Origin of the sequence: Pseudoxanthomonas sp. CF125, from assembly GCF_900104085.1 — a bacterium.
In the GTDB taxonomy this organism is placed as follows: domain Bacteria; phylum Pseudomonadota; class Gammaproteobacteria; order Xanthomonadales; family Xanthomonadaceae; genus Pseudoxanthomonas_A.
Map to the genome: position 1 here is coordinate 138,973 of NZ_FNLD01000004.1, position 25,526 is coordinate 164,498.

The following is a 25,526-nucleotide window of genomic DNA, read 5'->3' on the forward strand; positions in this document are numbered from 1 at the left end:
CTCAACACTAGTATTCTCTCCAACCTAGCGGCCTTGCCGAAAGGGGAGGCCATGAACGATCCCGACATCCAACTGAAGAAGTTCCAGAAAGAGCTCAGCGCCGGCACTGTTTCGCTGGCCCTGCTGGCGGTGCTGTCGAAAGCGGAGGAGCCGATGTACGGCTATCTGATCGCCAAGCAGCTGGAGCGCGTGGGGGAAGGCGTACTCAGCGGCAAGCAGAGCGCGCTGTATCCGGTCCTGCGCAACCTGGAGGGCGCAGGATTGCTCGACAGCTTCGTCGAGCCTTCCATGTCCGGTCCGCCGCGCCGTTATTACCGCATCACCGAAGCAGGGCGGCTCACCCTGCGCGAATGGATTGGCGCCTGGCGCGCCACCCGCGACTCCGTAGATTCCGTCCTGTTGGGGATACTCGAATGAACGCTCAAAACCTACCCACCACGATTCCCGAATACCTGGAGCAGTTGCGCGCCGCGTTGCGCGGAGCCGATCCGGCCATGATCCAGGATGCGGTCTACGACGCAGAGGAATATCTGCGTTCCGAACTCGCCGAACAAAGCGGCAAGAGCGAAGCCGAGGTCATCGCCTCGGTCGCCGGCAGCTATGGCGCGCCGGAGGAAGTCGCCGACATCTATCGGGATACCGAGGTGACGGTCAATCGCGCCTTGCGCGCGCCGGCCCCGCAGAAACGCAAGTCGGCCATCGGCAAGTTCTTCGGCGTCATCGCAGATCCGCACACCTACGGCGCGCTGTTCTACATGTTGCTGTCGCTGGCCACCGGCACCGTCTACTTCACCTTCGTGGTGACCGGCGTCAGTCTGTCGGCCGGGCTGATGATCCTGATCATCGGCATCCCGTTGCTGGTGTTGTTCCTGGGCCTGATACGCGTGCTGTCGCTGGTGGAAGGGCGCATCGTGGAAGTGCTGCTGGGCGAACGCATGCCGCGCAGGCCGCTGTACACGCAGCGCGGCAAGGGCTGGCTGGAACGCATCAAGGAGATGTTCACCGACGGACGCACCTGGACGGCGATGCTGTACTTCCTGCTGATGCTGCCGCTGGGCACGGCTTATTTCACGGTGGCGGTGACGTTGCTGACCGTGTCGCTGGCCTTCATTGCCGCGCCGATCGGGTATTTGTTCGCAGGTGAAAATTATGCCTTCACCATCGACAGTTACAGCGTGATACCCAATGCGCCCTGGTTGTTGCCGCTGATGTGCGTGGCTGGCGTGCTGCTGCTGTTCGCCACGCTGCATCTGGCGCGCGGCATCGGCAAGCTGCACGGGCTGCTGGCCAAGCATCTACTGGTGAAGCAATCGGAATGACGGACACGTAATCGGTCGCATCGTGACCAGTGTCACAGGGAAGAATCACGAGCTCCCGCGTTAACGAAAACCCCACGCAGGCAAGCCTACTTTCTGGGTGCGGAACGGTCCGCACCCTCAAAGGAGAAAGCACATGCGTCGCACCCGGAACTTCACAGCGGCCCTATCACTGATTTTGTTGGCACTCGCCTCGTTCAATGCTTCGGCGAACTGGCAAGGCACGTTCATGTACTACGATGAGGAAGGCGCATTGGTGGGTTCCTGGACCGAAGGTTGCGGAGCCGCGGACGGCCGCTGGGGCATAGCGACCGACAACAAGGTCTTCATCCAGGGTTGCCGCGACGCCAGTTGAGTCCGTAGGTCGGGGCTACGCCCCCGACATTCGTAGTCCATGGCAACCCGTGCGTCCCATGCGTCGGCCGCGTAGGGCCGACCTACGCAGCGTATTTCGCGATGAAGTCCCGCACATCCGGATAAACCACTTCGCGCCAGCGGCGGCCGCTGAAGATGCCGTAGTGGCCGGCGCCTTTCACCGTCATGTGCTGGTGCTTGGCTTTCGGAATGCCGGTGCACAGGTCGTGCGCGGCGGCGGTCTGGCCCAGGCCGGAGATGTCGTCCAGCTCGCCTTCGATGCTCATCAGCGCGGTCTTCTTGATCGCCGCCGGATTCACCAGCTCGCCCTTGACCTTCCACTTGCCGCGCGGCAGCAGGAACTCCTGGAATACGGTGCGGATGGTATCCAGGTAGTACTCGGCCGGCATGTCCAGCACCGCGTTGTACTCGTCGTAGAACTTGCGATGCGCATCGGCGTCGTCCAGGTCGCCCTTGACCAGGTCGGCGTAGAAATCCCAGTGCGACATGAAATGCCGGCTGGGGTTCATGGCGATGAAGCCGGCGTGCTGCAGAAAGCCCGGGTACACCGATCGCCCGTGGCCGGGATAAGCCGACGGTACGGTGTGGATGACGTTGTTGCGGAACCAGGACAGCGGATTCTTGGTGGCCAGATCGTTGACCTGGGTGGGGCTGTGGCGCGCATCGATGGGTCCGCCCATCATCACCAGCGAACGCGGCGTGGCTTCGCCGCGCGCGGCCATCAGCGACACCGCCGCCAGCACCGGCACGGTGGGCTGGCAAACGCTGATGACGTGCAGGTTTTCGGCACCGATGTGGCGGATGAAATCCTCTATGGTGGCCACGTAATCGTCCAGGCCGAATTCGCCTTCCTCGGTCGGCACCAGACGCGCGTCGATCCACTCGGTCACGTAGACCTTGTGGTCCTGCAACAGCGTGCGCACGGTATCGCGCAGCAGCGTGGCGTGATGGCCCGACAAGGGCGCCACCACCAGCACCGCCGGTTCCTTCTTCATCGCCGCGATGCTTTTCACTTCATCGGTATAACGCTTGAAGCGGAGCAGGCGGCAGAACGGCGTGGCGATGATTTCCTGCTCCACCACCGGCACCTTGGCGCCGTTGACTTCCACCTGGTGGATGTTCCACGGCGGCTTCTCGTAATCCTTGCCCAGCCGGTGCACCAGCTCGTTGCCGGCAGCGATGCGGTCGGCGCCGGGCAGGGTGGAGAGCCAGCTGTTGGGGTCGGAGAAGAGCTTGACGTTGGCTTCGGCCTGGTGGATCCAGGGAGCCATCAGATTGCGGCTCAGTTCATGCCATTGGTAGAGCATCATCGGGTGCGGAGTCCGGCGGGTAGCGGGTTGCTGCGTCGCAGCATACCGTAAACAGCCGCTGGTCTCCTCCCTTGCCCGCGCAGTGGGCAGGAAAGGCCGGGAGGTACGCTTTTGCGGGATATCAGATGAATCCCTGTTCAGCCTGTCCCTGCTTCTGAACGGGCTAAATGCTCCTTTCCAGTGCCGCGGCTTCATCCGCGAGGGCGGGAGACAGCCAGCAATGCGATCCGACCGACTGCAGACCATGAGCGCCGAACTGTTTGCGGTACCAGCCCGCAGTGCGGGGCTGGAAGCCCACATGGTCGCCCTCGAACTCGTCCTCACGGGTGAAAGTCTCCAGAAACGCAACACCGCCGCACAGTTCCGCCAAGCCTGGCAGGCCGCGCTGCAGTTCGCGTGAGGGCAGGTAGTGCAGCACGTCCGCGCAGATCAGCAGGTCCACCGGCGGACAGGGACGCAACTGGGCGAAATCGCCGAAATGCGCGTAATGCAGGTTGCGGCGAGGGCCGTATTTGGAAACCGCGAACTCGCTGCTGTCGAAACCGAGATAGCGCAACTTCGGCCGCAATTTCAGCAGCGGCGCGCGCCAGGCGCCTTCGCCGCAACCGATGTCCAGCACGGTACGGACGGGACGCTCCAGGTAGTACTCGGCGCAAGCCACCGCCAGCGCGACTTTGCGCGCCAGCCGTTGCGGGCCGCCGATGTCGCTGCGGCGGTACCAATGCTGGAAGTAGGCTTGGTCGTATTGCTTGGTCATTGGAAAAGAACCCGATTTGAAATTCAGGAAGCCGAGGAAATGAAAGACAAGAAAATTCCGTCATCCCGGCTTTCGCCGGATGACGACCTGGAGAGCGATGGGCTGGAGGTGAGGCCAGGGATGTCAGAGTATCCTGTTCGCCCATCCAATCAATCGAGTTCGCTAGCGTGGACAAAGCCAGCCTCTACTTCTGGGTCAAGACCGCACATCTGGTCTTCGTGATCGCCTGGATGGCGACCGTGTTCTATCTGCCGCGGATCCTGGTCAATCTGACCGAAACCACCAGTCAGCCGGAGGTGCAGGCGCGCTTGTTGCTGATGGGGAAGAAGCTGTATCGCTTCGGCCACAACATGTTTGGATTGGCGCTGATTCTGGGCTTGGTGTTGTGGCTCTACTTCCACATCAGCGGTGGCTGGCTGCACGCCAAGCTCACCCTGGTGATACTGATGCTGGCGCATTTCATCGTCGCCGGGCGCTGGTTGAAGGGCGTCGAGAAAGGCCGTGCATTGCCTTCTTCCAAAGCGCTGCGGTGGTTCAACGAGTTGCCGGTGCTGTTGTTGATAGCGGTGGTTTATCTGGTGCTGGCCAAGCCGTTCTGACGCCGGAATCGCCGTAGGAGCGACGTGAGTCGCGACTGAAAAACGCGACACATCGTGGTGCCGCTTGTTCGAGCACGTTGGATCTCGCGGTGAGGCCCTTCGCGACTCACGTCGCTCCTACGACACGCCGGGCAGCGTTATTTCTTCTCGAAGTCGCTGGGCTTCGGCAATTCCACCGGTACGCCGTTGGCATCGCAGGTCTTCGCCGCGCACAGGCGCTCGCGCAAGCGGGGTGTGGCCTGAACGATGAAATGATAGATCGTGTTCTGCTCCACCGTGCCGCGCACCGCGTCGCTGCCGGGGCCGCGCGCCCAGATGCCGACGTCTTCGCCGCCATGCGATTCGGCTTTCAACGGAACCAGCGATTCCTGCAGATAGTCCGGATCTTCGGTGTCCACCGCGCTCAGGTCGGGCCTGCCTTCGCGCGCTTCGTAATTGCTGGGCGCATGCAGGAAAGTTTTGGGGCCGACCGGCTGCTGATTGCTGGCGCCCGTGTTTCCGGGTCCGTTGGCATAGGTGAGCGTGGTGAATACCTGTCCGGTCGCGTCGCGCGCCAGATCACCCGGCGTATCGTCTTCGCCGCCCATGCCGCGGACCTTGCCCAGGATGGGATTGCCGCGTACCGGATAACCCACGAAATTGAGCGTATGCGAATGGTCCGCGGTCACCAGGATCAAGGTGTCCTCCGGCGAGGTGGCCTCGGCCGCCGCTCTCACTGCGTCGGAAAGCGCAATGGTTTCGTCCAGCGCACGGAACGCATTCCCGTAATGGTTGGCGTGGTCTATGCGCCCGCCTTCCACCATCAGCACATAACCGTCCGGATTGCGCGACAGCGTGCGTATCGCTGCGCTGGTCATTTCCGCCAGCGAGGGCTCACCGTCGGGGCCTTTATTGCGGTCGTGGTCGAACTGCATGTGGTCGGGTTCGAACAACCCAAGCAGCGCCGGCGCGTCGCCGGCCGCTTCGAGTCCGCGCTTGTCCCAGACATAAGCGCCCTGCGGATGGGCATGGCGCCATTCTTCGACCAGATCGCGTCCATCCAGGCGTTGGCCGACCTTGTCGTCGTATTCGGGGTCGCGTTGTTCGACGGTGGTGTATTCGCCGCGGCCTCCACCCAGCGCCACCGTGGGGCCCTTTCCGAAGTGCGGACTCACGAGCTGCTGCGCTATGTCCCTGCAACCATGCGCTTTGGCTTCGGCCGGCACGTCGGTGTCGTTTTCCCAGTTGCGTTCCGGGGCATGGGCGTAGGTGGCGGCGGGCGTTGCATGAGTAAGGCGGGTGGTAGTGACGACGCCGGTGGCCATGCCGGCGCTGTCGGCAAGCTCAAGCCAGGTGAGCGCGGATTTGCGCAAGCTGTCGGCGCAGTCGTCGCGCGTGCCGGCAGTGACGCCGATAGCGCCCATATGCGTCTTCACGCCGGTAGTGATCGCGGTCATGGTGCCGGCCGAGTCCGGCGTCTGCGAATCGGTGTTGTAGGTCTTGCTCAACGCGGTGTTGGGAAAGGTTTCCCACGACAGCTGGTTCTCTTCGCCGGGGCCGCCTTTGCGTTGGCCTTCCAGGATGCGGGCGGCGGCCACGGTGGTCAGGCTCATGCCGTCGCCCAGGAACAGGATCACGTTCTTCGCGCGCCCTTTCATCGCGCCGTTGCCCGCCGCGCGCGCTGCGCCGCTGCGGTACCACCAGGCGGGAGTTTCTCCTGCGGGATGCGCGACGGCAGGTACTTCGATGGCGGTGGGTGCGGGCGGCTGGCTGCGGTCAGGCGTTGTCGCGGCGCAGGCGGTAAGCAGGGTTAGGGAAAGGCAAGTCAAAGCAGGGGCCAATCGACGCATCACGGGTTCCATGCAAGGCAATGCGCGATTATGCCCGCGGCACAGTGTCCTGCCGATGACATTGCGCAATTCCAATGCTGCCGTCGCGCCGCAGGACCAGCTGGGCTATCGTTCGCATACGTTTATTGCAGGCCGATGAAATGAAGCTAGTGGCTGCCTGGTTCAAAATCCCGTTCTGGCAACGCGTGGTCGCCGGTTTCGTGCTGGGCGCGCTGGCGGGTTGGGCGTTCGGGCCTTCGGCGGAAACCTGGTTCGGTCCGCTGGGCGATCTGTACGTCACCCTGATCAAGATGATCGCCATACCGCTGGTGTTCTTCGCGGTGATCAATGCGGTGTCCAGCCTGCACGGCCAGAAATCGGTCGCCGCGCTGGGCGGACGCACCTTCCTGTGGTTCGTGATCACCGCCGTGCTGGCGGTGGGCGTGGGCCTTGCGGTGGGGATAGTGATACAGCCCGGTGTGGGCGTGACCACGCTGCAGGTCGATCCCAACTATGTGCCCAAGGACGTTCCCAGTCCGATCCAAGTGCTGCTGAATGTGGTGCCTTCCAATCCATTCCAGGCGCTGACCGGCATCGGCACGGTGAAGAACGCAGCCGGCGAAACCGTGCTGGCCGCAGGCAAGGGCTCGATCCTGCCGGTGATCTTCTTCGCCATGTTGCTGGGCTTCGCCCTGGTGAAGCTGGGCGAACGCGTGGCCGGCGCGCGCAAGCTGGCCGGCGAAGCGAGCGAGGTGATGATCCAGGTCACGCGCTTCGTGCTCGAAGTCACCCCCATCGGTACCTTCGGTCTGATCGCGGCGCTGGTGGGCGCCTATGGCTTCGAAAAGCTGCTGCCGCTGTTGAGCTTCGTCGGCGCGCTGTACCTTGCCTGCGCCCTGCATATCGTCTTCGTCTACAGCGGCTTGCTGTTGGCGCATGGATTGAACCCGCTCAAGTTCTTCCGCGGCGCGGCGGCCGGCATGCAGGTAGCGTTCGTCAGCTCATCGAGTTTTGCGGCGATGCCGGCCTCCATCCGCAGCGTCACCCACAACCTGGGTGTCGACAAGGACTACGCTTCTTTCGCGGTGCCGTTGGGCGCCAGCATCAAGATGGACGGTTGCGGTGCGATCTATCCGGCTTTGTGCGCGGTGTTCATTTCCCAATACACCGGACATCCGTTGAGCGCGGACCAGTACTTCATCGTGATGATCGCCTCGGTGCTGGGCAGCTTCGGCACCGCCGGTGTGCCCGGCACGGCGGTGGTGATGGCAACTGTGGTGCTGAGCGCTGCGGGCCTGCCGCTGGAAACCATCGGCTATCTGTATGCGATCGACCGGGTGCTGGACATGATGCGCACCATGACCAACGTCACCGGACAGATGCTGGTGCCGGTGCTGGTGGCGAAGGAGACCGGGGTGCTGGACCGCAAGATCTACGATGCGGCGCCTACCAACATCGGCCTCGAAGACGAGGACCTGAAGGCACCGGAGAAACTACGTGAGCGAGCTTGAAGAGATCGTCCTGGTGGAACGTTTCCCTGGCGTGGACGACTACCGTCGCCTGCGCAGCGTGTCCGGGCTGTCGCCAAAATCGGCGGAGGCGGCTGCGCGAGGGCTGGCGAACACGCTGTATGGAGTCAGCTTGAAGAAGGGTGACGACACCATAGGCATGGGCCGGATCATCGGCGACGGCGGTTGCTTCTTCGTCGTGGTCGACATAGCGGTGCAGCCCGAATACCAGCGGCGCGGGCTCGGCAAACGCATCATGACGGCGCTCGATGCCTGGCTGCGCGTCCACACCCTGGATTCTTCCAATGTTTCCTTGTTCGCCGATGGCGACGCGCGGCATCTGTATGCCCAATACGGATTCGTCGAGGCCGGTCCGGTTTCGGTAGGGATGGACTACACCGTCAGAAGATGACTTTCAGATTTCGTTGCGGGGCATCGCCATCAGCGCGGCCAGGACCGCGAACGGAATCGGCAGCAGCACGCCGACCACGGTCATCCATTCGGCGTTGGGAATGAGCGTGGCATAGACGATCACCGTGGCCGTCAGCAAACCCCCGATCACCAGCGCCGCGCCACCGCGGTGCGCATGCGAGATCCTTGCCGCCGTCCAGCCGCCCAGCAGTCCCGCCAGCGCCCAAGCGCCCAGGATGCAGGCCAAGGCGGAGGAGGGGGTCGCCGCGGCGTAAGCCGATAACGATTCGTTGGTGGCGAAATCGGCGTGTGTCGGCAGCGGGTAGATCTGCGCTATGCCGTACCAGCAGCCGATCAGCGCCAGGCTGGCGACCAGCGCGCCAGAGAAAGTCCCCAAAACTGTGCGTACCATCGCATTGTTCTCCTAGGTTCGAACTACAAGCATGGCGCGACTAAAACGAACTCGCAACCCATTGGCCCGGCAAGGCTTTCACGCAGGCTCCCGCGCCCGCCGATTGAGCGTGAAAGCGAACACCGCCGCGGTCGCGAACATCAACAGGCTGTAGACGGCGGCCGGCACCGAGATTCTGGCGTTGCCCAGCACGTTGAGCGCTATGAAGATGGCCAGGGTGCCGTTGTGGATCCCGATCTCCATGGCGATGGCGATGGCCTGACGCCGCGGCAACTTCAGCGCGATGGGCGCGGCGTAGCCCACGCCCATGCTGATCAGGTTGAAGGACAGGCACGCCAGTCCCACCACCGCGAAGAAACTTATCAGCGTGTCGCGTTCCTGCGCCACCGCGCCCGCCACCAGCAACACCAGCACCAGCACCGACAGCAGCCGCAGGGGGTTTTCCACGCGCGCGGCGAATCGCGGCGCGTACGCCCGCACCACCATGCCGATGACGACCGGGAACACGATGATTACCGCGACTTCGATCACCTTGCGCACCGGCGGCGGCACGTACTGGCCGGCGCCAAGGAAATATTCCAGCGACAGGTTGAGGATCAACGGCAGGGTCAGCAGGCAGAGCAGGCTGTTGATCGCGGTCAGGGTGATGTTGAGCGCCACATCGCCGCGCGCCAGGTGGCTGTAGATATTGGCGGTGGCGCCGCCGGGCGATGCCGCCAGCAGCATCAGCCCCACCGCCAGTTCAGGCGGCAGGCCAAAAGCCAGCGCCAGTGCGAACGCCACGGCAGGCAGTATCAGCACCTGCAGGATCAGGCCCGTCAGCACCGCCCGCGGATAGCGCGCGACGCGGCGGAAATCGTCCAGCGTCAGCCCCATGCCCAGGCCCAGCATGATCACGCCCAGGGCTAGCGGCAATAGCAAATTGGTCAGCAAGGAAGCCTGCATCGTCTATCTCCTCGGCGCGACGGAAGCTTTTACCGCCGGCATCGCGGGCGCATGCTCAAGCCGTTGTCGGTGGGCGTGTGTTGCGCTGCTTCGCCAGGCGCGCGGCGACAAGCGCGGCCGGTATCGGCAGCAGAATGCCCAGAACGCTCATCCAGAGGGGATGGTTAGGCATCATCGCAATCATTCCCGCCACGCCTGCCATAACGCCCAGCGCGACCAGGACCGCGGCGACCCGTGGATGCTTCGCGATCCGCGCGGCGACCCAGCCGCCGGCGAAAGCGCCCAATACCCAGGCCAGCACCACCATGGCCAATGCGGCCGAGGGCGAGGCGGCCAGTATTTTCTCGAGGTCGGCCGTTTGCATGGGATCCAATCCGGCCGGAGGCGGATAGATCAGGTGGCTGGCGAATTCGATGCCCGCCACCACCAGCCACATCACCAATACGCCGACCACCACGCCAAGCAAGGTACGCCACATCGGTCGATCCCCATCCGAACCCCGTGCCGCGCAGGATGACGCCAAGCCTTGCGGCCTGCAACCGGATAAGCTGCAATCTGGCACCAAGAATGATGCGGGAGATCGATGCATGAGCGGCGAACAACGCGAACTGACTTTCCGTTTCCTGGCCGAACCCACCGATGTGAACTACGGCGGCAAGGTGCACGGCGGGGTGGTGATGAAGTGGATCGATCAGGTGGGCTACGCCGCGGCGGTGGGCTGGAGCGGCCACTACAGCGTGACCGTGGCGGTAGGCGGCATCCGCTTCGTCGCACCCATCCGCATCAGCGATCTGGTCACGGTTACGGCCACCCTGGTCTACACCGGCACCAGCAGCATGCATTTCGCCGTCGATGTGCGCGCACGCGATCCTGGGCTGGACGCCAGCCAGGCGGAGAACCGTTTGTGCACCCACTGCATCATCGTGTTCGTGGCGCTGGATGGCGTGGAAGGCAAGCCCATGCCGGTGCCTTCCTGGAAGCCCGAGACCGACGACGACCGGCGCATGTCCGAGTATGCGATCAAGGTGATGGAGTTGAGCAAGGGTATCGAACAGACCATCGCCCACTATCAGCAGCCCACAACGAAGAAGGCCGCGGATTAGGCGGCCTTCGGACAGTATTGAAGCTGGGTATACGCGTTACATCGCAACGCGGCGCGCCTGCATGAACTTGGCGCTCCAGTAGCCGGTGAGCAGGCTGTCCACGCGCACGTCCTTGCCGGTGCTGGGCGAGTGCAGGAAGCGGCCTTCGCCGACATAGATCCCCACATGGTTGACCCGGCCCTTGCGGCCGAAGAACACCAGGTCGCCCTGGCGCAGCTCGTCGCGGTTCTTGATCAGTTCGGCGTCGGTCTTGCTGGCCATGTCGCGCGACACGCGCGGTAGCTCGATGCCCAGCGCGGTGCGGAAGACATAACCGACCAGACCGCTGCAGTCGAAGCCGCTGTCGGGCGAAGTGCCGCCCCAGCGGTACGGCGTGCCCAGCAGGGTCAGCGCGCGCTTGAGTACGGTCTGCACGTTGCCGCCGTCTTCCTTTGCGGCCAGCACGCCGGTGTTGCTGAGGTCGTAATTGGCCAGCAGGCGGCTCAGGTCGCCGGCGAACATGGCCGAACGGTCCAGCATCGGCATGGTGTCGCTGGCAGCCAGGCGCGGCAGCAGGGCGGTCAGGGTAGCGGCGGCGGCTTGCGCGGCCTTGTCGCGGACGACGCTGGAAGCGGTTTTCTCGGCAACGGCCGGCGCAGGCTTGGAGACGGCATCGGCGACCACGGCATCGGCGCTGGCGGCGACCAGAGTGGTGGCGGGGACGTTTTCCAGTGGGGTCGGCGCAGGCGCGGTCTGGGCCTGGACCGAAAAAGCCGCCATGCAAAAGGCGGCCGAACAGAAGAGGGTAAGGGTCACGCCCCGGAGGGGGCGGCGGGCGGCGGGCAGGCCTTTTTGCAGGTCGTCGGTCGTCACGCGGAATTCTGTGTAGCGAATTAGGCAACGATCATGCCGTCATCAGTCCTTCACGTGGTTCAAATTTCGTTAGAAAACCGTGAACGTAACGCGATTTGTGTCACATTTTCAGTTCAGTACGCGTTTGGCGCCGGAATAATGGTCACGCCAGTAAGGGCCGTCCAACCGGTCCAGCCGCACCGTCCCACCGGTGCTGGGCGCATGCACGAAACGCCCTTCGCCAACGTAAATACCCACGTGGCTCACGTTGCCTTTGCTGCCGAAGAACACCAGATCGGCGGCGGCCAGCTTCTCCGGGGCGATCCGCGGCCCCTGAATGCCGGCAAGCTCGCGCGAGGTGCGCGGCAGGCGCAGATCCAGCATGTCGCGATAGACGTAGGCGACCAGGCCGCTGCAATCGAAACCCGATTCGGGGGTATTTCCCCCATAGGTATAAGGCGTGCCCACCAGGCCGATGGCCCGCATCAACACCGCATTGGCGGCCTGGGGATCGGCGGGCCTGACCTGCGGCCAGTGCCGCTGGCTTGCGCCGGTGGGCGCGGTGGGGCGCACCTGCTCCTTGCCGCATGCGGCCAACAGCAGCGTAAGCACAAGCAGGGCCGCACCACGGAAAGCGACGCCGCGACCTGCCGCGCTACGGGCGGCAACTGGCGTGGGACCCGGCAAGCCGGGATAATGCGCGGCCTTCATTGCGGGCAATATTGACCGCAATCCCCTGCGGCCCACAAGCCGCCCCCGTCTGCGATCGCCCAGTCAAGCGCGGTGCAGCCCAGCCAGAGCCGAACATGAAAATCGCAAAAGACAGCGTGGTCCGTTTCCACTACACCGTATCGGAGGTGGGCCAGGAATCGCTGGAAAGTTCCAAAGACCGCGAACCGTTGGCCATCCTGTACGGCCACGGCAACATCATCCCGGGCCTGGAAACGGCCATGCTGGATCGCGAAGCCGGCGCCAGCTTCGGCGTGGACGTCGCCGCGGCCGATGCCTATGGCGAAAAGCGCGACGGCCTGAGCCAGCGCGTGCCCAAGAAGCATTTCGGCGCGCAGAAGCTCGAGCCCGGCATGCAGGTGGTCTTGCAGACCAACTTCGGCCCGCGCGCGGTGACCGTCCAGAAAGTCGGCATGAGCGTGGTCGATGTCGACCTGAACCATCCGATGGCCGGCAAGGATCTGCATTTCGACGTGGAAATCGTGGAAGTGCGCGAAGCCACCGCCGAGGAACTGGAACACGGCCATGTGCATGGCGACGGCGGCCACCACCACTGATACAAACTCCGGATCGATACGGACGGCTCGCCCAGGCGGGCCGTCTTCGTATCCGGCGGGCGGTGGCAGGATTCCGGCTCCTGTCGTTCGGCCATGCATGAAGACGCGCGGCGCATACAGATCCGTCGCTGCCATAGACTAGGGCGATGACTGCACAACGCGACGAAGTCCTAATCATCGGCGGCGGCGTGATCGGCCTGGCCACGGCGCTGGCGTTGATCGAAGCCGGCCGGAGCGTACGCGTGCTCGAAGCGGCCGCTGCCGGCAGCGGCGCCTCGCACGGCAACTGCGGCACCATCACGCCGAGCCATGCGCCGCCGCTGGCCGCTCCCGGCATGGTCGCGCAGGGGCTGCGCTGGATGTCGACCCCCGATGCGCCGCTTTACCTGAAACCGCGGCTCGATCCGGCCCTGTGGCGCTGGCTGGCGCATTTCGCCGCCCGCTGCAACCCCAGGGACTGGCGGCAGAGCACGAAATCGCGCTCGGCGATCCTCAACGACTCGCGTACCCGTCTGAGCGACTGGGTCGCACGTTACGGGCTGCAGTGCGAATTCGCGGAAGAAGGACTCGATTACGTATTCCGGGAGCGGGCCAGGTTCGACCACTACGCGGAAGAATGCGAAGCGCTGCGCGAATTCGGAATCGTCAGCGAGATATTCGACGGCGCCGACTATCTGCGCCAGGAGCCGGCGCTGAAACCTGGCGTCGCCGGCGCGGTGCGGTTCCCCGACGACGCGCGCCTGCGCCCGGACCGCTACGTGGCGGAGCTGGCGAGGGCGATGCGGGAGCGCGGCGGCGTGATCGAAGAAAATTGCCGGGTCCAATCGCTGCAGGATTCGGCCAATGGTGTGAGCGTGGGAACGAACCTGGGTCCGCGCAGCGGCAGCGAGGCGGTCATCGCGCTCGGCGCCTGGTCGCCAGCGTTGGCGCGCACGTTGGGAATCAAGCTGCCGATCCAGCCCGGCAAGGGTTATTCGATCACCTATTCGCGTCCCTCCCTGGTGCCCCGGCGCGCCATGGTGCTGAAGGACCGTCAGGTGTGCGTGACGGTATGGGACAGCGGTTTCCGTCTGGGCAGCACCATGGAGTTTTCCGGTTACGACGAGAGCTTGAACGCCACCCGCTTGAATGCACTGGAACGCGGCGCCGCCGAATATCTGCACGAACCCGTAGGCGCCACCGTGCAGGAGCGCTGGTACGGCTGGCGGCCGATGACCTGGGACGATCTGCCGATACTGGGGCGGGCGCCGCGCCATCGTCACCTGTGGCTGGCCGCCGGGCACGGCATGCTCGGCGTCAGCATGAGCGCCGCCAGCGGGCAATTGATGGCCGACCTGATCGCCGGGCGAGCCACCGCGATCGATCCGGCGCCCTATCGCCTGGAGCGGTTCCTGTGAGCAGAGACAAAGCGGCTTACGACTACGACCTGGTGGTGATCGGCGGCGGCTCCGGTGGCCTGGCCGGCGCCTTCCGCGCCGCGGCGCATGGCGCGCGCGTGGCGTTATTGGAGCCTGGCGAGTTCGGCGGCACCTGCGTCAATGTGGGGTGCGTACCGAAGAAGGCGATGTGGCTGGCGGCCGAACTGGCCCAGCGCATCGATACGGCTTCGCGGCTGGGTTTCGGCCTGCCGCCGCCCAAGCTGGACTGGCGCGAATTCATCGTCCATCGCCAGCGCTACATCGCCGGAATCCACGACAGCTACCGCAAGCGGCTGGATGCCGCAGGCATCGTGCATCTGCCGTGCTACGGACATTTCCTCGACGCGCACACGGTGGAAACCCATCAGGGATTGCGCATCACCGCCGCGCATGCGCTGATCGCCACCGGCGGCGCGCCCAAGCGTCCCGACATTCCAGGGGCGGAGCTGGGGCTGATCTCCGACGATTTCTTCAATCTCTGCGACGCACCGGAACGCGTCGCGATAATCGGCGGTGGTTATATCGCCGTCGAACTGGGCGGGGTGCTGCAGGCGTTGGGCAGCAAGGTGGAATTGTTCGTACGCGGGCCGCGCCTGCTCGATTCCTTCGATCACGAGTTGACCGACGAACTGGCGGAGAACCTCAGACAACACGGCGTCCATTGCCATTTCGCGCATCCATTGGCCTCAGTGCAACAGATGGGCGAACAGCGGGTGTTGCATGCCTGCAACGGACAGGTAAGCGAGCCTTTCGACAGCGTGATCTTCGCCACCGGCCGTACGCCCAACAGCCGGCAGCTCCGGTTGGAGAATATCGGCGTGACCGTCGATGGCGAAGGTTTCGTAGTGGTCGATGAATTCCAGGACACCAGCGTCGCCAATGTGCATGCGGTAGGCGATGTTTCCAGCCGGCTCGCGCTTACGCCGGTCGCCATCGCCGCCGCGCGCCGCCTGATGGACCGTCTGTTCGGAGGCAAGCCCGAAGCCAGGCTGGATTACGACGACATCGCCACCGTGGTGTTTGCGCATCCTCCGTTGGGCATGGTTGGCCTTACCGAAACCGAGGCGCGTGAACGCCATGGCGATACGGGGGTGAAGACCTACAGCGCCCGTTTCCGTCCGATGCTACATGCGCTGGCCGATTCGCCGCAGCGCAGCCTGTTCAAGCTGGTGTGCGTGGGCGAAGAGGAACGGGTGATCGGCATTCACCTGCTGGGAGAAGGTGCGGACGAAATGCTGCAGGGATTTGCGGTGGCCTTGAAGAAAGGCATCGTCAAGCGCGATCTGGACGACACCATGGCGATCCATCCGACTTCGGCTGAGGAAGTGGTGTTGATGCGATGAGGCATGCTTTCCTTCTCCCAGTGGAAGAAGGGATCAAATGCGCCCCGCCATCGCCGCATCGAACACCTTGCCCGCCGCCGCCGCGTCGAACTTCACCGGATTGCCCCCCGCCGACGGGTCCGCTTCGGCCATCGTCGCGATTTCCCCGGCACGGTCGCCGTTCACGCCGAACTCCTCCAACGTATGCGGCACGCCCAGCGAGGCGCGCAATTCGAGGATGAAATCCAGGAAGCCGGTGAAATCCTGGCGCGGAAGCCGCAGGTAGGCGGCCAGACGTTCGATGCGTTCCTCGACCGCGCTGCGGTTGAAGGACAGCACGTAGGGCATGAACACCGCGTTGGTCATGCCGTGATGGGTGTCGTACAGCGCGCCGACCGGATGCGACAGCGCATGCATGCCGCCGAGTCCCTTCTGGAATGCGGTGGCTCCCATCGCCGCGGCGGCCATCATGTCGCCGCGCGCCTCGATGTCTGCGGGCTGCGCGTAGACGCGCGGCAACGCCTGCTTGACCAGACGCATGCCTTCGACCGCGATGCCGTCGGCCATCGGGTGATAGCCGGGCGCGCAATAGGCTTCCAGGCAATGCGACAGCGCATCCATGCCGGTGCCGGCGGTGATCCTGGCGGGCATGCCCACGGTCAGCGCCGGGTCGCAGATCACCACGCGGGGCATCATCTTCGGGTGGAAAATAATTTTCTTGGTATGGGTCTTTTCGTCGGTCAGCACGCCCGCGCGGCCGACCTCCGAACCGGTGCCAGCGGTGGTGGGCACGGCGACGATGGGGGCGATGCCGTCGGGATCGGCACGGGTCCACCAATCGCCGATGTCTTCGTAGTCCCAGACCGGGCGCGACTGCCCGCTCATGAAGGCGATCAGCTTGCCGGTGTCCAGCCCGCTGCCACCGCCGAAGGCCACCACTCCGTCGTGGCCTCCGTCGCGGTACGCCAGCAAACCGGCGTTGAGGTTGGCTTCGACCGGGTTCGGTTTCAGATCGGCAAACAGGGACGCATCCAGTCCGGCGGCACGCAACGACGCCAATGCGTCGGTGGTGATCGGAGCGTTGGCCAGGCCAGCGTCGGTCACCAGCAAGGGTTTGCGGATGCCGTTGGCCAGGCAGACTTCAGCCAGTTCGCTGATGCGGCCTGCGCCGAAGCGGATCGAGGTGGGGTAGTTCCAGTTGGCGCGGACGGTCATGCGTGGTTTCTCAGTTCGTGATCGCGTGGCGTAGATGGAAGGATTTGGGGCGGGTCAGGGTTTCATAACCCACACGCGACAAGGTGGCGCCGCGTCCGGTGTGTTTGACGCCGGTCCAGGCCAGCGATGGGTCCAGGTAGTCGCAACGGTTCATGTACACGGTGCCGGTGGCGATGTCGTCGCCGATGCGTTCGGCGGCCTCCAGATCGCGGGTCCACACCGAAGCGGTCAGACCATAGGGGCTGTCGTTCATCAATTGCAAAGCTTGCGTATCGCCATCGACCGGCATGATGCCGACCACGGGGCCGAAGCTTTCTTCGCGCATCACCGACATCGAGTGATCGACGTCTATCAGCACCTGCGGAGCGAGGTAGGGCGTGCCGATGGCGTCGGCGCCGAAAGTGGAGGCGTCGATCAGCGCTCGTGCGCCGCCGGCGATGGCATCGGCGATCTGTCCGCGCACGAAGTCGGCGCTGGCGGCCTTGACCAGCGGACCAAGCGTCGTCGCTTCGTCCAGCGGGTTGCCCAGCACGTAGGAACGGGTCAGTTCGGTGAAGCGCTCCACGAATTCCGGGTATACGCCGCGGTCGACGTAGATGCGTTCGATGCCGCAGCAACTCTGTCCGGAATTAAAGAAGCTGCCATCGACCAGGTTCTCCACCGTAAAGTCCAGGTCCGCGTCGTGGCGCACATAGGCCGGATCCTTGCCGCCCAGCTCCAGGCCCAGCCCGAGAAAGTGGCCGCTGGCAGCGCGCTCCATCGCGCGTCCGCCTTCCACCGAGCCGGTGAAGTTGACCTGCTGCACGCGGCCCGAGGCGATCACGCGCGCGGATTGTTCGTGGTCCAGCAGCAGGTTGCGGAACAGGCCTGCGGGCAGGCCGGCCTGCTGGAACGCGCGCTCGAAGCGCTCGCCCACCAGCAAGGTCTGGGTGGCGTGCTTCAGGATCACCGCGTTGCCGGCCATCAGCGCAGGAATGATGGAATTCACCGCAGTGAGGTAGGGATAATTCCAGGGTGCGATCACGAAGACCGTGCCCAGCGGTTCGCGGCGCACGAAGCGGCGGAAGCCGGCCTTCTCGCCAGAATCGATGTCGGCCAATGCATCGGCGGCGATGGCGATCATGTGGTGCGCACGTTCCTCCAGGCCCCGCAACTCGCCGGCGCCGTAGCGCACCGGGCGCCCCATCTGCCAGGCGATCTCGGGCGCGATTTCCTCGCGCATAGCCAGCAGGGCTTCCACCGCCGCCGTGCAGTAGCGCGCGCGTTCTTCCAACGGGGTTTTCTTCCATGCGCGCTGGGCCTGTGCCGCGGCTTCAAGCGCTGCGCCCACAGTCTCGTCGCTGGCATAGTGGCGTTCGGCGTAGACGTGTCCATCGACGGGGGAAACCAGTTTTACTTCGTTGCTCATACAATCCTCAAATACGGACGAAACTTGCTTACGCGGATGTTGTTCATCCTCCAGTCCTGCGATCACTCGCCCGGGCGGGATGTCATGTCGAACTTGCCTCTGACAAAGTGTCATGTTCCCGGATGACATGGCGGCCATTCCCGTCGAGCTCGTCAGGATCGACCAGAACAACGGATTGCCGTCCGGCACTGGATACATGCACGAATGAGTAAGGGTCCGCCGTTGCGTCGTTTGCCAGGAGCAAGGACCGGTCGAGCGCCGCCGCCAGACGCGAGGCGCTCTCGACAATATCGAGGCTTGGTAAAGGATCTGGCAAATAGAGGGTGATGAGCTGGGAGTACGGGTCAGCGGTTGAATTGTCGACCACGCACGTCACCGGAGCAGCCCCTATTTCCGTAATGCTGTAAACGACGTCCACGCTTTCTTCGGCTACGCCGAGCATTGCCGCAATGCCGCGTTGCAGCGTTCTATCGTCCGCTGGCTTGTTCAAAGACGCATCGAACCAGATCATTTGCCCAGATCTCCACAATACTATTTCCTTGGAGCATCATAAGTCGCAGTAAAGCTCTGCGGGGCGTGATTTACGTCCCTTCTGCGAGAGATGATTTCAATACCTCTCGAATCCGCGCCGCAATTCCCAATCGGTCACCCGGCGATCGCATTCGGATTGTTCCCATTCGGCCGTATGCACATAGTGATCGATCACTTCATCGCCCAGCGCCTTGCGCAACATCTTCGAGCCACGTAACGCATCGGTGGCGTCGCGCAGGGTCTTGGATACTTCCGGCAGTTTCTCGCCGCCATAAGCATCGCCGGAGAACGGCTTGCCCAATTTCAGTTTCTCGTCGATGCCGGCCAAACCGGCTGCGATCAAAGCCGCATAGGCCAGATAGGGGTTGAGGTCGGCGCCGCCGATCCGGCATTCGATACGGATGCCCTTGCCGCCTTCGCCGCAGAGACGGAAGCCGGCGGTGCGGTTGTCGACGCTCCACACCGCCTTGGTAGGTGCGAAAGTGCCGGCCTGGAATCGCTTGTAGGAATTGATGTACGGCGCCAGGAACCAGGTGATGTCGCGGGCGTACTTGACCTGTCCGGCCACCCAGGCGCGCATCAGCTCGGACATGCCGTACTCGGCCTTCGCGTCCAGGAACAGCGGCTTGCCGGTCTTGGCGCTCCACAGCGAGTTGTGGATATGGCTGCTGGAGCCGGCCAGGTCGTAGCGCCACTTGGCCATGAAAGTGATGGCCTTGCCGTGCTGCATGGCGATCTCCTTGCAGCCGTTCTTCATGATCGCGTGGCGGTCGGCCATTTCCAGCGCTTCGGCGTAGCGCACGTTGATCTCTTCCTGGCCAGGGCCCCATTCGCCTTTGGTGTTCTCCACCGGAATTCCCGCCGCCTGCATGCCCTTGCGCATGGCGCGCATCACCGGTTCCTCGCGCGTGGTCTGCAGGATGTGGTAGTCCTCGATGTAGTAGCCGGCGGTTTTCGGATTGCGATAGTCGCGTGCGTGAATGTCCACGTAGCTTTCGTCGAACAGGTAGAACTCCAGCTCCGAAGCGAACATGCCCACGTAGCCGCGTTCGGCCAGCCTCGCGATCTGTTTCTTGAGGATGGCGCGCGGACTGTGCGGCAGGTCGTGGTGCTCATGATCCAGCACGTCGCATAGAACCAGTGCCGTGCCTTCCAGCCAAGGGATGCGGCGCAAGGTTCCAAGGTCGGGCTTGAGCGCGAAATCGCCGTAGCCTTTATCCCAGCTTGCCGCGGCATAGCCGGGCACCGGTTCCATGTCGATGTCGTCGGCCAGCAGGTAATTGCAGCCATGGGTTTCGTCGTGCGCGCTGTCGATGAAGAACTCGGCCTGGAAGCGCTTGCCGATCAGACGGCCTTGCATGTCGACCATGCAGGCCAGCACGGTATCGATACTGCCGTTGGCGACGGCGCGCTTGAGTTCGGCGAAGCTAAAGGGTGCGGTCATTTCGGTTTCCGTGAGTAGGAAGCATGCGGCGGCGCTTGCGCGCCGCCGCTCTCCATATCGATGGGTCAGGCGCCGGCTTTCAGCTTGTGTTCCAGCGCGAATTCCTCTTCCGGCGACAGGATCAGGCGATGGCGTCCGCGCACGGCGAAGTACAGGATGCCCACCACGAACCAGATCGCCACCCACATGACCGCGGTGCTGTAGGCGGGGTCCTTGATCTGATAGAACAGCGTTACCACTGCGATGATCATGGTCAACGCCGCACCGAATACGCCGAACGGACTCCGATACGGGCGGTGGATGTTCGGCAGCTTCCTGCGCAGCACAATGAAGGACAGCGCCTGCATGAAGTAGCTGAACATCGCGCCGAAGACCGCCATGTTCAGCAGCGTCGCGCCGATGACCTTGCCGCCGTGGTCGGCGCCCAGTCCGAACCACAGTGCGAACATCACCCCGAGCGCGACGATCGAACCGAACACCATCGCTACATGCGGCGTCTTGCGCGTGCCGTGGGTAAGCGAAAGCGCCGGCGGGAAGTAGCCTGCGCGCGCCAGGGAATAGATCTGCCGGCCTTTGGCGAAGATGATGGTATGGAAGCTGGCCACCAGGCCCAGCACCGCTACGCCCGCCAGCAGCTTGGCGGTGCCTTCGCCATAGATCGCCTTGAAGCCGTCCAGCAGCGGCTCGCCCGAAGTGGACAGCTTGAACGAACCGATGCCGGCCACGGCCGGGTTCAGCCACATGATCATGAACGCCGAAACGATCAGCGTGAGCATGCCCAGAATGATGCCCTTGGGCATGTCGCGTTTCGGGTCCACCGATTCCTCTGCCGCCAGCGGCAATTGCTCGATCGCCAGGAACAACCACACCGCGAACGGCAGTGTGGCCAGCACGCCTTTCCAGCCGAACGGGAACCAGCTGCCGCCGCCTTCGGCCAGTTCCACCGGTGCGCCGTCGGGGCCAGCGCCGATATTCAGCGCCCAGCGATTGAAGTCTATGTGCGGCAGCGCGCTGATCCAGAACACCACCAGGCAACCCAAGGCCAGCAGTGTCACCACCAAAGTGATCCGGAAGGAGAGTTCCACGCCGATGACGTTCAGGCCCACGAACAATATGTAGAACCCGATCCACCAAAGAGGCTGCGCTTCGGCGGGCGTGCCGAAGATTCCTCCCATGTAACTGCCGATGAAGAACACGATCACCGCCGGAGTCAGTACGTATTCCACGTTTTCAGACAGCCCGGTGAGGAATCCTCCCCATGGGCCCATCGCCGTGCGCGCGAACGAGTAGGCCGCGCCGGTGTGCGGCAATGCCGGGCTCATTTCGGCGATGGAGAAGGTCAGGCCCAGATACATCACCGCGATGATGATGCCGGCCGCCAACATGCTGCCCCAGCCGTTGGCCAGGCCGAAATTCCAGCCGGAGAAGTGGCCCGAGATCACCGCGCCCACGCCCAGCGCCCACAACGACCACACGCCGGCGTAGCGCCGCAATCCGCGTTTCTCGAAATAACTCTGGTCTACCTTGGTGTATTGGACACTCGATGGTTCGGACATTTCCAATCCCCTTGCGGTGGCTACAACGGTGGGTAGTGGTTAACGACGCGCGGCCGCCCCCTCAACGGCGTGGACGTCCTCGAAGGCGCGCAACAGCAGCGGCGCCAGCCGTTCGGCCCAGGACAGTTGCCCCGGGGTGTCGCGGATCAGGTCGTTGCGGATCTCCAGCATCACGCAGGGCAGGCCATGGGCTTCGGCGTGCCGCTCCAGCGTGTGGTACACGCCGTCGCGCGGCGCATACGGCTGGTTGTCGCCTACTTCAAGTCCGGCATCCGCGCGCAAGGCACGCAGCAACGGGTCGGCCATGCGGCGGTCGCGGTGCGACAGCACGCCCACCTGCCACCGGCGCGGCACGCCTTTGAACACGGGGGTGAAAGAGTGGATCGAAATCATCGCCGTGGGTTTGCGCGCGGCGATGCGCGCGGCCACGACGGTTTCTATTTCGCGGTGATAGGGCGCGTAGATCCAGTCGCGCCGGTGCTGGCGCTCGATCGTGTCGATCGAATGATTGCCGCGGATGACGGTGTCTTCGCTGGTGACGACGATCGAATCGTGCGCGTCGGTATCCCGGTTCACGTCCAGCAGCAGGCGCGAGACGGTGGGGTGCAGCAGCGGCGCATCCAGCAGCCCGGAGAGCTGTTCGGCCAAGCCCAGCGCGCCGATATCCCAGGCGATGTGACGCTGCAGATCCGCCGCCGGCAATCCCAGGCCGGCGTAGGCGCGCGGGATGTGTGCGCTGGCGTGGTCGCAGGTCAGCACGAACGCGCCGCCGCCTTCGCGATTGCTTACCGCCACCGCGCTGTTTTCCTGGTCCGCTGCGCTGACCGCCGCCATTGCCATGGGTCGTCCGCCTTCATGTAACGAAAAGTACAAAACGGAAGAGGATTGCCTTTCCTGAAGAAAGTCTAACAATAGGCGGCGGTTGTCAAGTCGGAGGGAGGGATCATGCGGACGGTCATGGAGAGGTTGCGCGACGGCTTGGCGGGTTTTCCCGCCAGCGAGCGGCGGGTGGCGCAGCGGATCCTGGCCGATTACCCCGTTGCCGGCCTGCAGAGCGCCAGCGATCTGGCCCGCGAAGTCGGCGTCAGCGCGCCCAGCGTGCTGCGCATGGTGGCGCGGATGGGATTCGCCTCGTACCCGGATTTCCAGCGGGTCATGCGCGAAGAACTCACCGCCCAGCTGAGCTCTCCCTTGAGCAAATCGCCCGCCACCGCACGTCGCGGCAGCGGCGCGGCCGCGCCGCGGCTGCAGAAATTCGCGACCGTGCTGGAAGGCAATCTGCACGAAACCTTCAGCCATCTGCCGGCCACTGAGTTCGACCAGGTCGTACGCCTGCTCGCCGATCGCCGCAATCGCCTGCATCTGATCGGCGGGCGTTTCACCGATGCGCTGGCGCGCTACCTGTCGGTGCAGCTGCGCATCCTGCGTCCGGGCATCAACCATCTGGAGGACCAGGAGGACAACTGGTACGACCAGGTATTGGACATGGGCAAGCGCGATGTACTGCTTGTTTTCGACATCCGCCGTTATCAGCCCAGCCTGCTGCGCCTGGCCCAGGCCGCCAGCAAGCGCCAGGCCAAGGTGGTGCTGGTCACCGATCAGTGGTTGTCGCCGATCTCACGCCTGGCCACCCATGTACTGCCGGCACGGGTGGCGGTTCCCTCGGTGTGGGATTCCAGCGTGGCCTTGATGGCCATAGCCGAAGCGCTGCTGGCCGAAACCACCGAACAGGATTGGGAATACGGACAGAAGCGCATGCGCGAGCTGGAAGCGGTGCGCGGCCCTGCGGCTGGGTTCCCGGGCGCGCTGCCTGCGGCGGAATCGCCGCCCAAGAAAGCCGTGCGGCCGCGCAAAAGTTAAACTGTGCGCATGGAAACCTACACCCTGCATCGTGGCACCGCGCCGCTGCTGATCAGCCTGCCGCACGACGGCACCGCCGTTCCCGACGACATCGCCGCGCGCCTGACCGATTCGGCGCGGCGCGTGCCCGACACCGACTGGCACGTATCGAAACTCTACGATTTCGCGCGCGAACTCGGCGCCTCGATGATCGTGCCGAAATATTCGCGCTACGTGATCGACCTCAACCGGCCGCCCGACGATGTGTCGCTTTATCCGGGGCAGAACACCACCGGCCTGTGCCCGCATGTGCAGTTCAGCGGCGAACCGGTCTATCGCGAAGGTCAGGACCCCGACGAAGCCGAGGTGGCCGAACGCGTCGAGCGCTACTGGCGCCCGTACCACCGCGCGCTGGCGGGAGAATTGCAACGCATCCATGCGCAGCATGGCCGCGCTGGGTTGTGGGAAGGGCACTCCATCAAAGGCGTGGTGCCGTTCCTGTTCGAAGGCCGGCTGCCGGATCTCAACCTGGGAACCGCGGGAGGCACGAGCTGCTCCGCATCGCTCCAGTCGCGACTGGAATCGGTGCTGGAATCGCAGGATCGCCACGACTTCGTAGTCAATGGCCGCTTCAAGGGCGGCTACATCACCCGGCAGTACGGCGATCCGGCGCAGAACATCCAGGCGGTACAGCTGGAAATCAGCCAGCGCATCTACATGGACGAAGACAGTTTCGAATGGGATGCCGGCAAGGCGGCGCGGACGCAGGTAGTGCTGCGGGAGTTGCTGGACCAGATGCTGGCATGAGCGAAGCCGCACCTGTTCCGGATGAAACGCTGCCCGTAGACGTTCCACCCCAGCCGCCTTCGCGCCCCGGGCATCCCTGGTCGGGCGTCGCATTGGCCCTGTTCGGCGCTATCGCGTTTTCCGGCAAGGCCATCATCGTCAAGCTCGGTTATCGCCACGGCGCCGACGCCATCACCTTGCTGGCGCTGCGCATGCTGGTGGCGCTTCCGTTCTTCGCGATAATGGCGTGGTGGGCCCGGCGCGACTCGCAACGTTTCCGTTTGCGCGGAAGCGACAGGTGGAAAGTCGTTGGACTGGGGTTCAGCGGTTACTACCTGGCCAGCTTCCTGGATTTCGCAGGTCTGCAGTACATCACCGCCACGCTCGAGCGGTTGATCCTGTATCTCACTCCAACACTGGTTCTCTTGATCAGCGTGTTCTTGTTCAAGCGCAGACCCGCGCGACGCCAGCTGTGGGCGCTGGCGGTAAGTTACATCGGCGTGGCACTGGCTTTCGGACATGACCTGGAAATCGGTGGCGATGGCATTGCGTTGGGCGGGCTGCTCGTGTTCCTCAGCGCACTCAGTTACGCGGCTTATCTGGTCGGCAGCGGCGAAGTAGTGGCGCGGGTCGGCGCGGTACGCCTGACCGCCTATGCCAGTGCGGTGGCCGCAGGGTTCTGCATCCTGCATTTCTTGCTGGTGCGGCCTTGGCACTCGCTGTTGGAACTGCCGCACGAGGTTTACGGGCTGTCGTTGCTCAACGGTACGCTGTGCACGGTATTGCCGGTACTGGCCACGATGACGGCAGTGCAGAGACTCGGCTCCGCACTGGCCTCTCAGCTCGGCATGATCGGCCCGGTTTCGACCATCGTGCTCAGTCTGTTTCTGCTGGGCGAGCCGATGGGCGTGTGGCAGATCGCCGGCACGGTGCTGGTGCTGATTGGCGTGTTTACGGTGACGCGGCCGGTGAAATAAGCGGGCCGGGATCGTTCAAACCTCGAGTGGAATCGGATTCTTCTGAGGCACGTTGAAATTTTTTGATATTGATCTGCTTTCCGCTGGCACGCAGAGTGCGTGGGTCTGCACCTGTTTTCGCCTGATATGACGGAAGTGAACCTGGCTCCTGACACGGACATTGTCGGGAACTTCCAAATTCGAACGGATATTTACTCTGGCCCCTTTTTTTCGTCATTCGGTAGTATGGCGATCCGGCGCAGAACATCCAGACGGTGCAGCTGGAAATCAGCCAGCGCATCTACATGGACGAAGACAGTTTCGAATGAAATGCCGGCAAGGCGGCGCGCACGCAGATGGTGTTGCGGGAGTTGCTGAGCCAAATGCTGG

At 63.8% G+C, this 25,526-nt stretch carries 27 protein-coding genes; 13 read left to right on the forward strand and 14 right to left on the reverse strand.

The features are described 5' to 3' along the window. The first annotated feature begins 51 nt into the window (after positions 1–51). The 3 genes from BLR66_RS18240 to BLR66_RS18250 all read left to right on the forward strand — a co-directional run bounded on the left by BLR66_RS18240 (position 52) and on the right by BLR66_RS18250 (position 1,671). Entirely contained in the window at positions 52–417 is a 366-nt protein-coding gene (locus tag BLR66_RS18240) for a PadR family transcriptional regulator (RefSeq protein WP_093290075.1), read from the forward strand. Beyond that, entirely contained in the window at positions 414–1,319 is a 906-nt protein-coding gene (locus BLR66_RS18245; RefSeq protein WP_093290076.1) for a sensor domain-containing protein, read from the forward strand. Before BLR66_RS18240 ends, BLR66_RS18245 begins: the two co-directional genes overlap by 4 nt. A 133-nt stretch (positions 1,320–1,452) precedes the next feature. Beyond that, positions 1,453–1,671 carry a DUF6289 family protein gene (locus BLR66_RS18250; RefSeq protein ID WP_093290077.1) on the forward strand — a complete coding sequence of 73 codons (219 nt, stop codon included), beginning with the start codon at positions 1,453–1,455 and terminating at the stop codon, positions 1,669–1,671. An 82-nt stretch (positions 1,672–1,753) separates the two neighbouring features. On the opposite strand, the gene phaZ is transcribed toward BLR66_RS18250, so the two are convergent. After that, positions 1,754–2,998, reverse strand: coding sequence for a polyhydroxyalkanoate depolymerase (gene phaZ / locus BLR66_RS18255; RefSeq protein ID WP_093290165.1), 1,245 nt, complete (start codon positions 2,996–2,998; stop codon positions 1,754–1,756). 166 nt (positions 2,999–3,164) lie between these two features. Further along, a complete protein-coding gene (locus BLR66_RS18260; protein ID WP_093290078.1) occupies positions 3,165–3,758 on the reverse strand; it encodes a class I SAM-dependent DNA methyltransferase in 594 nt (197 codons plus the stop codon). Between the two features lie 167 nt (positions 3,759–3,925). Here BLR66_RS18260 and BLR66_RS18265 point away from each other — a divergent pair, with 167 nt between their 5' ends. Beyond that, positions 3,926–4,357, forward strand: coding sequence for a CopD family protein (locus BLR66_RS18265; RefSeq protein ID WP_093290079.1), 432 nt, complete (start codon positions 3,926–3,928; stop codon positions 4,355–4,357). Between the two features lie 137 nt (positions 4,358–4,494). On the opposite strand, the gene BLR66_RS18270 is transcribed toward BLR66_RS18265, so the two are convergent. Beyond that, positions 4,495–6,186: an alkaline phosphatase gene (locus BLR66_RS18270; protein WP_093290166.1), complete on the reverse strand. Its 1,692-nt coding sequence runs from the start codon at positions 6,184–6,186 to the stop codon at positions 4,495–4,497. A gap of 140 nt (positions 6,187–6,326) precedes the next feature. On the opposite strand from BLR66_RS18270, the gene BLR66_RS18275 reads away from it, so the two are divergent. Then, positions 6,327–7,676, forward strand: a complete 1,350-nt coding sequence (locus BLR66_RS18275; RefSeq protein WP_093290167.1) for a dicarboxylate/amino acid:cation symporter — start codon at positions 6,327–6,329, stop codon at positions 7,674–7,676. Continuing rightward, complete coding sequence (locus BLR66_RS18280; protein WP_093290080.1) at positions 7,663–8,085, forward strand: GNAT family N-acetyltransferase; 423 nt, start codon at positions 7,663–7,665, stop codon at positions 8,083–8,085. Before BLR66_RS18275 ends, BLR66_RS18280 begins: the two co-directional genes overlap by 14 nt. Positions 8,086–8,088: 3 nt before the next feature. Here the strand turns inward: BLR66_RS18280 and BLR66_RS18285 are convergent, their stop codons facing one another. The 3 genes from BLR66_RS18285 to BLR66_RS18295 form a co-directional block, all read right to left on the reverse strand. After that, positions 8,089–8,496, reverse strand: coding sequence for a hypothetical protein (locus BLR66_RS18285; protein ID WP_093290081.1), 408 nt, complete (start codon positions 8,494–8,496; stop codon positions 8,089–8,091). 78 nt (positions 8,497–8,574) lie between these two features. After that, positions 8,575–9,441, reverse strand: a complete 867-nt coding sequence (locus BLR66_RS18290) for a bile acid:sodium symporter family protein (protein ID WP_093290082.1) — start codon at positions 9,439–9,441, stop codon at positions 8,575–8,577. A gap of 55 nt (positions 9,442–9,496) precedes the next feature. Beyond that, positions 9,497–9,919, reverse strand: coding sequence for a hypothetical protein (locus BLR66_RS18295; protein WP_093290083.1), 423 nt, complete (start codon positions 9,917–9,919; stop codon positions 9,497–9,499). 109 nt (positions 9,920–10,028) lie between these two features. Between BLR66_RS18295 and BLR66_RS18300 the strand changes: the two genes are divergently transcribed. Continuing rightward, positions 10,029–10,544 (forward strand): acyl-CoA thioesterase, encoded by a 516-nt coding sequence (locus tag BLR66_RS18300; protein WP_093290084.1) that lies wholly within the window; start codon positions 10,029–10,031, stop codon positions 10,542–10,544. Positions 10,545–10,580: 36 nt separating this feature from the next. On the opposite strand, the gene BLR66_RS18305 is transcribed toward BLR66_RS18300, so the two are convergent. Both BLR66_RS18305 and BLR66_RS18310 read right to left on the reverse strand, forming a co-directional pair. Then, positions 10,581–11,303 (reverse strand): C40 family peptidase, encoded by a 723-nt coding sequence (locus BLR66_RS18305; protein ID WP_093290085.1) that lies wholly within the window; start codon positions 11,301–11,303, stop codon positions 10,581–10,583. A 201-nt stretch (positions 11,304–11,504) separates the two neighbouring features. Further along, a complete protein-coding gene (locus BLR66_RS18310; protein ID WP_093290086.1) occupies positions 11,505–12,086 on the reverse strand; it encodes a C40 family peptidase in 582 nt (193 codons plus the stop codon). 95 nt (positions 12,087–12,181) lie between these two features. Here BLR66_RS18310 and BLR66_RS18315 point away from each other — a divergent pair, with 95 nt between their 5' ends. The 3 genes from BLR66_RS18315 to gorA all read left to right on the forward strand — a co-directional run bounded on the left by BLR66_RS18315 (position 12,182) and on the right by gorA (position 15,422). Continuing rightward, on the forward strand, positions 12,182–12,661 hold the full coding sequence (locus BLR66_RS18315) for an FKBP-type peptidyl-prolyl cis-trans isomerase (RefSeq protein WP_093290087.1): 480 nt from the start codon (positions 12,182–12,184) through the stop codon (positions 12,659–12,661). 146 nt (positions 12,662–12,807) lie between these two features. Continuing rightward, the gene (locus BLR66_RS19460; RefSeq protein WP_255402774.1) at positions 12,808–14,058 is read left to right on the forward strand and encodes an NAD(P)/FAD-dependent oxidoreductase; all 1,251 of its coding nucleotides are present in this window, start codon (positions 12,808–12,810) and stop codon (positions 14,056–14,058) included. Then, entirely contained in the window at positions 14,055–15,422 is a 1,368-nt protein-coding gene (gorA, locus tag BLR66_RS18320; protein WP_255402775.1) for a glutathione-disulfide reductase, read from the forward strand. Before BLR66_RS19460 ends, gorA begins: the two co-directional genes overlap by 4 nt. 33 nt (positions 15,423–15,455) lie before the next feature. Here the strand turns inward: gorA and BLR66_RS18325 are convergent, their stop codons facing one another. The 6 genes from BLR66_RS18325 to BLR66_RS18350 form a co-directional block, all read right to left on the reverse strand. Further along, positions 15,456–16,616, reverse strand: coding sequence for an iron-containing alcohol dehydrogenase (locus tag BLR66_RS18325; protein WP_093290089.1), 1,161 nt, complete (start codon positions 16,614–16,616; stop codon positions 15,456–15,458). 10 nt (positions 16,617–16,626) lie between these two features. Next, positions 16,627–18,024 (reverse strand): aldehyde dehydrogenase family protein, encoded by a 1,398-nt coding sequence (locus BLR66_RS18330; RefSeq protein WP_093290090.1) that lies wholly within the window; start codon positions 18,022–18,024, stop codon positions 16,627–16,629. Between the two features lie 82 nt (positions 18,025–18,106). After that, positions 18,107–18,535, reverse strand: coding sequence for a hypothetical protein (locus BLR66_RS18335; RefSeq protein WP_176943962.1), 429 nt, complete (start codon positions 18,533–18,535; stop codon positions 18,107–18,109). A gap of 96 nt (positions 18,536–18,631) precedes the next feature. After that, positions 18,632–19,999, reverse strand: coding sequence for a glutamine synthetase family protein (locus BLR66_RS18340; protein WP_093290091.1), 1,368 nt, complete (start codon positions 19,997–19,999; stop codon positions 18,632–18,634). 65 nt (positions 20,000–20,064) lie between these two features. Beyond that, on the reverse strand, positions 20,065–21,555 hold the full coding sequence (locus tag BLR66_RS18345) for an amino acid permease (RefSeq protein ID WP_093290092.1): 1,491 nt from the start codon (positions 21,553–21,555) through the stop codon (positions 20,065–20,067). A gap of 39 nt (positions 21,556–21,594) precedes the next feature. Then, positions 21,595–22,395: an N-formylglutamate amidohydrolase gene (locus tag BLR66_RS18350; protein ID WP_093290093.1), complete on the reverse strand. Its 801-nt coding sequence runs from the start codon at positions 22,393–22,395 to the stop codon at positions 21,595–21,597. A gap of 105 nt (positions 22,396–22,500) precedes the next feature. Between BLR66_RS18350 and BLR66_RS18355 the strand changes: the two genes are divergently transcribed. From BLR66_RS18355 to BLR66_RS18365, 3 genes are read left to right on the forward strand one after another with little or no spacing between them, the layout of a single operon-like run. Continuing rightward, positions 22,501–23,415, forward strand: a complete 915-nt coding sequence (locus BLR66_RS18355) for a MurR/RpiR family transcriptional regulator (RefSeq protein ID WP_218119681.1) — start codon at positions 22,501–22,503, stop codon at positions 23,413–23,415. A 9-nt stretch (positions 23,416–23,424) separates the two neighbouring features. Beyond that, positions 23,425–24,201, forward strand: a complete 777-nt coding sequence (hutG, locus tag BLR66_RS18360; RefSeq protein ID WP_093290095.1) for an N-formylglutamate deformylase — start codon at positions 23,425–23,427, stop codon at positions 24,199–24,201. Beyond that, entirely contained in the window at positions 24,198–25,157 is a 960-nt protein-coding gene (locus BLR66_RS18365) for a DMT family transporter (RefSeq protein WP_093290096.1), read from the forward strand. The genes hutG and BLR66_RS18365 overlap by 4 nt, the downstream gene beginning before the upstream one ends. Positions 25,158–25,526 lie beyond the last annotated feature (369 nt).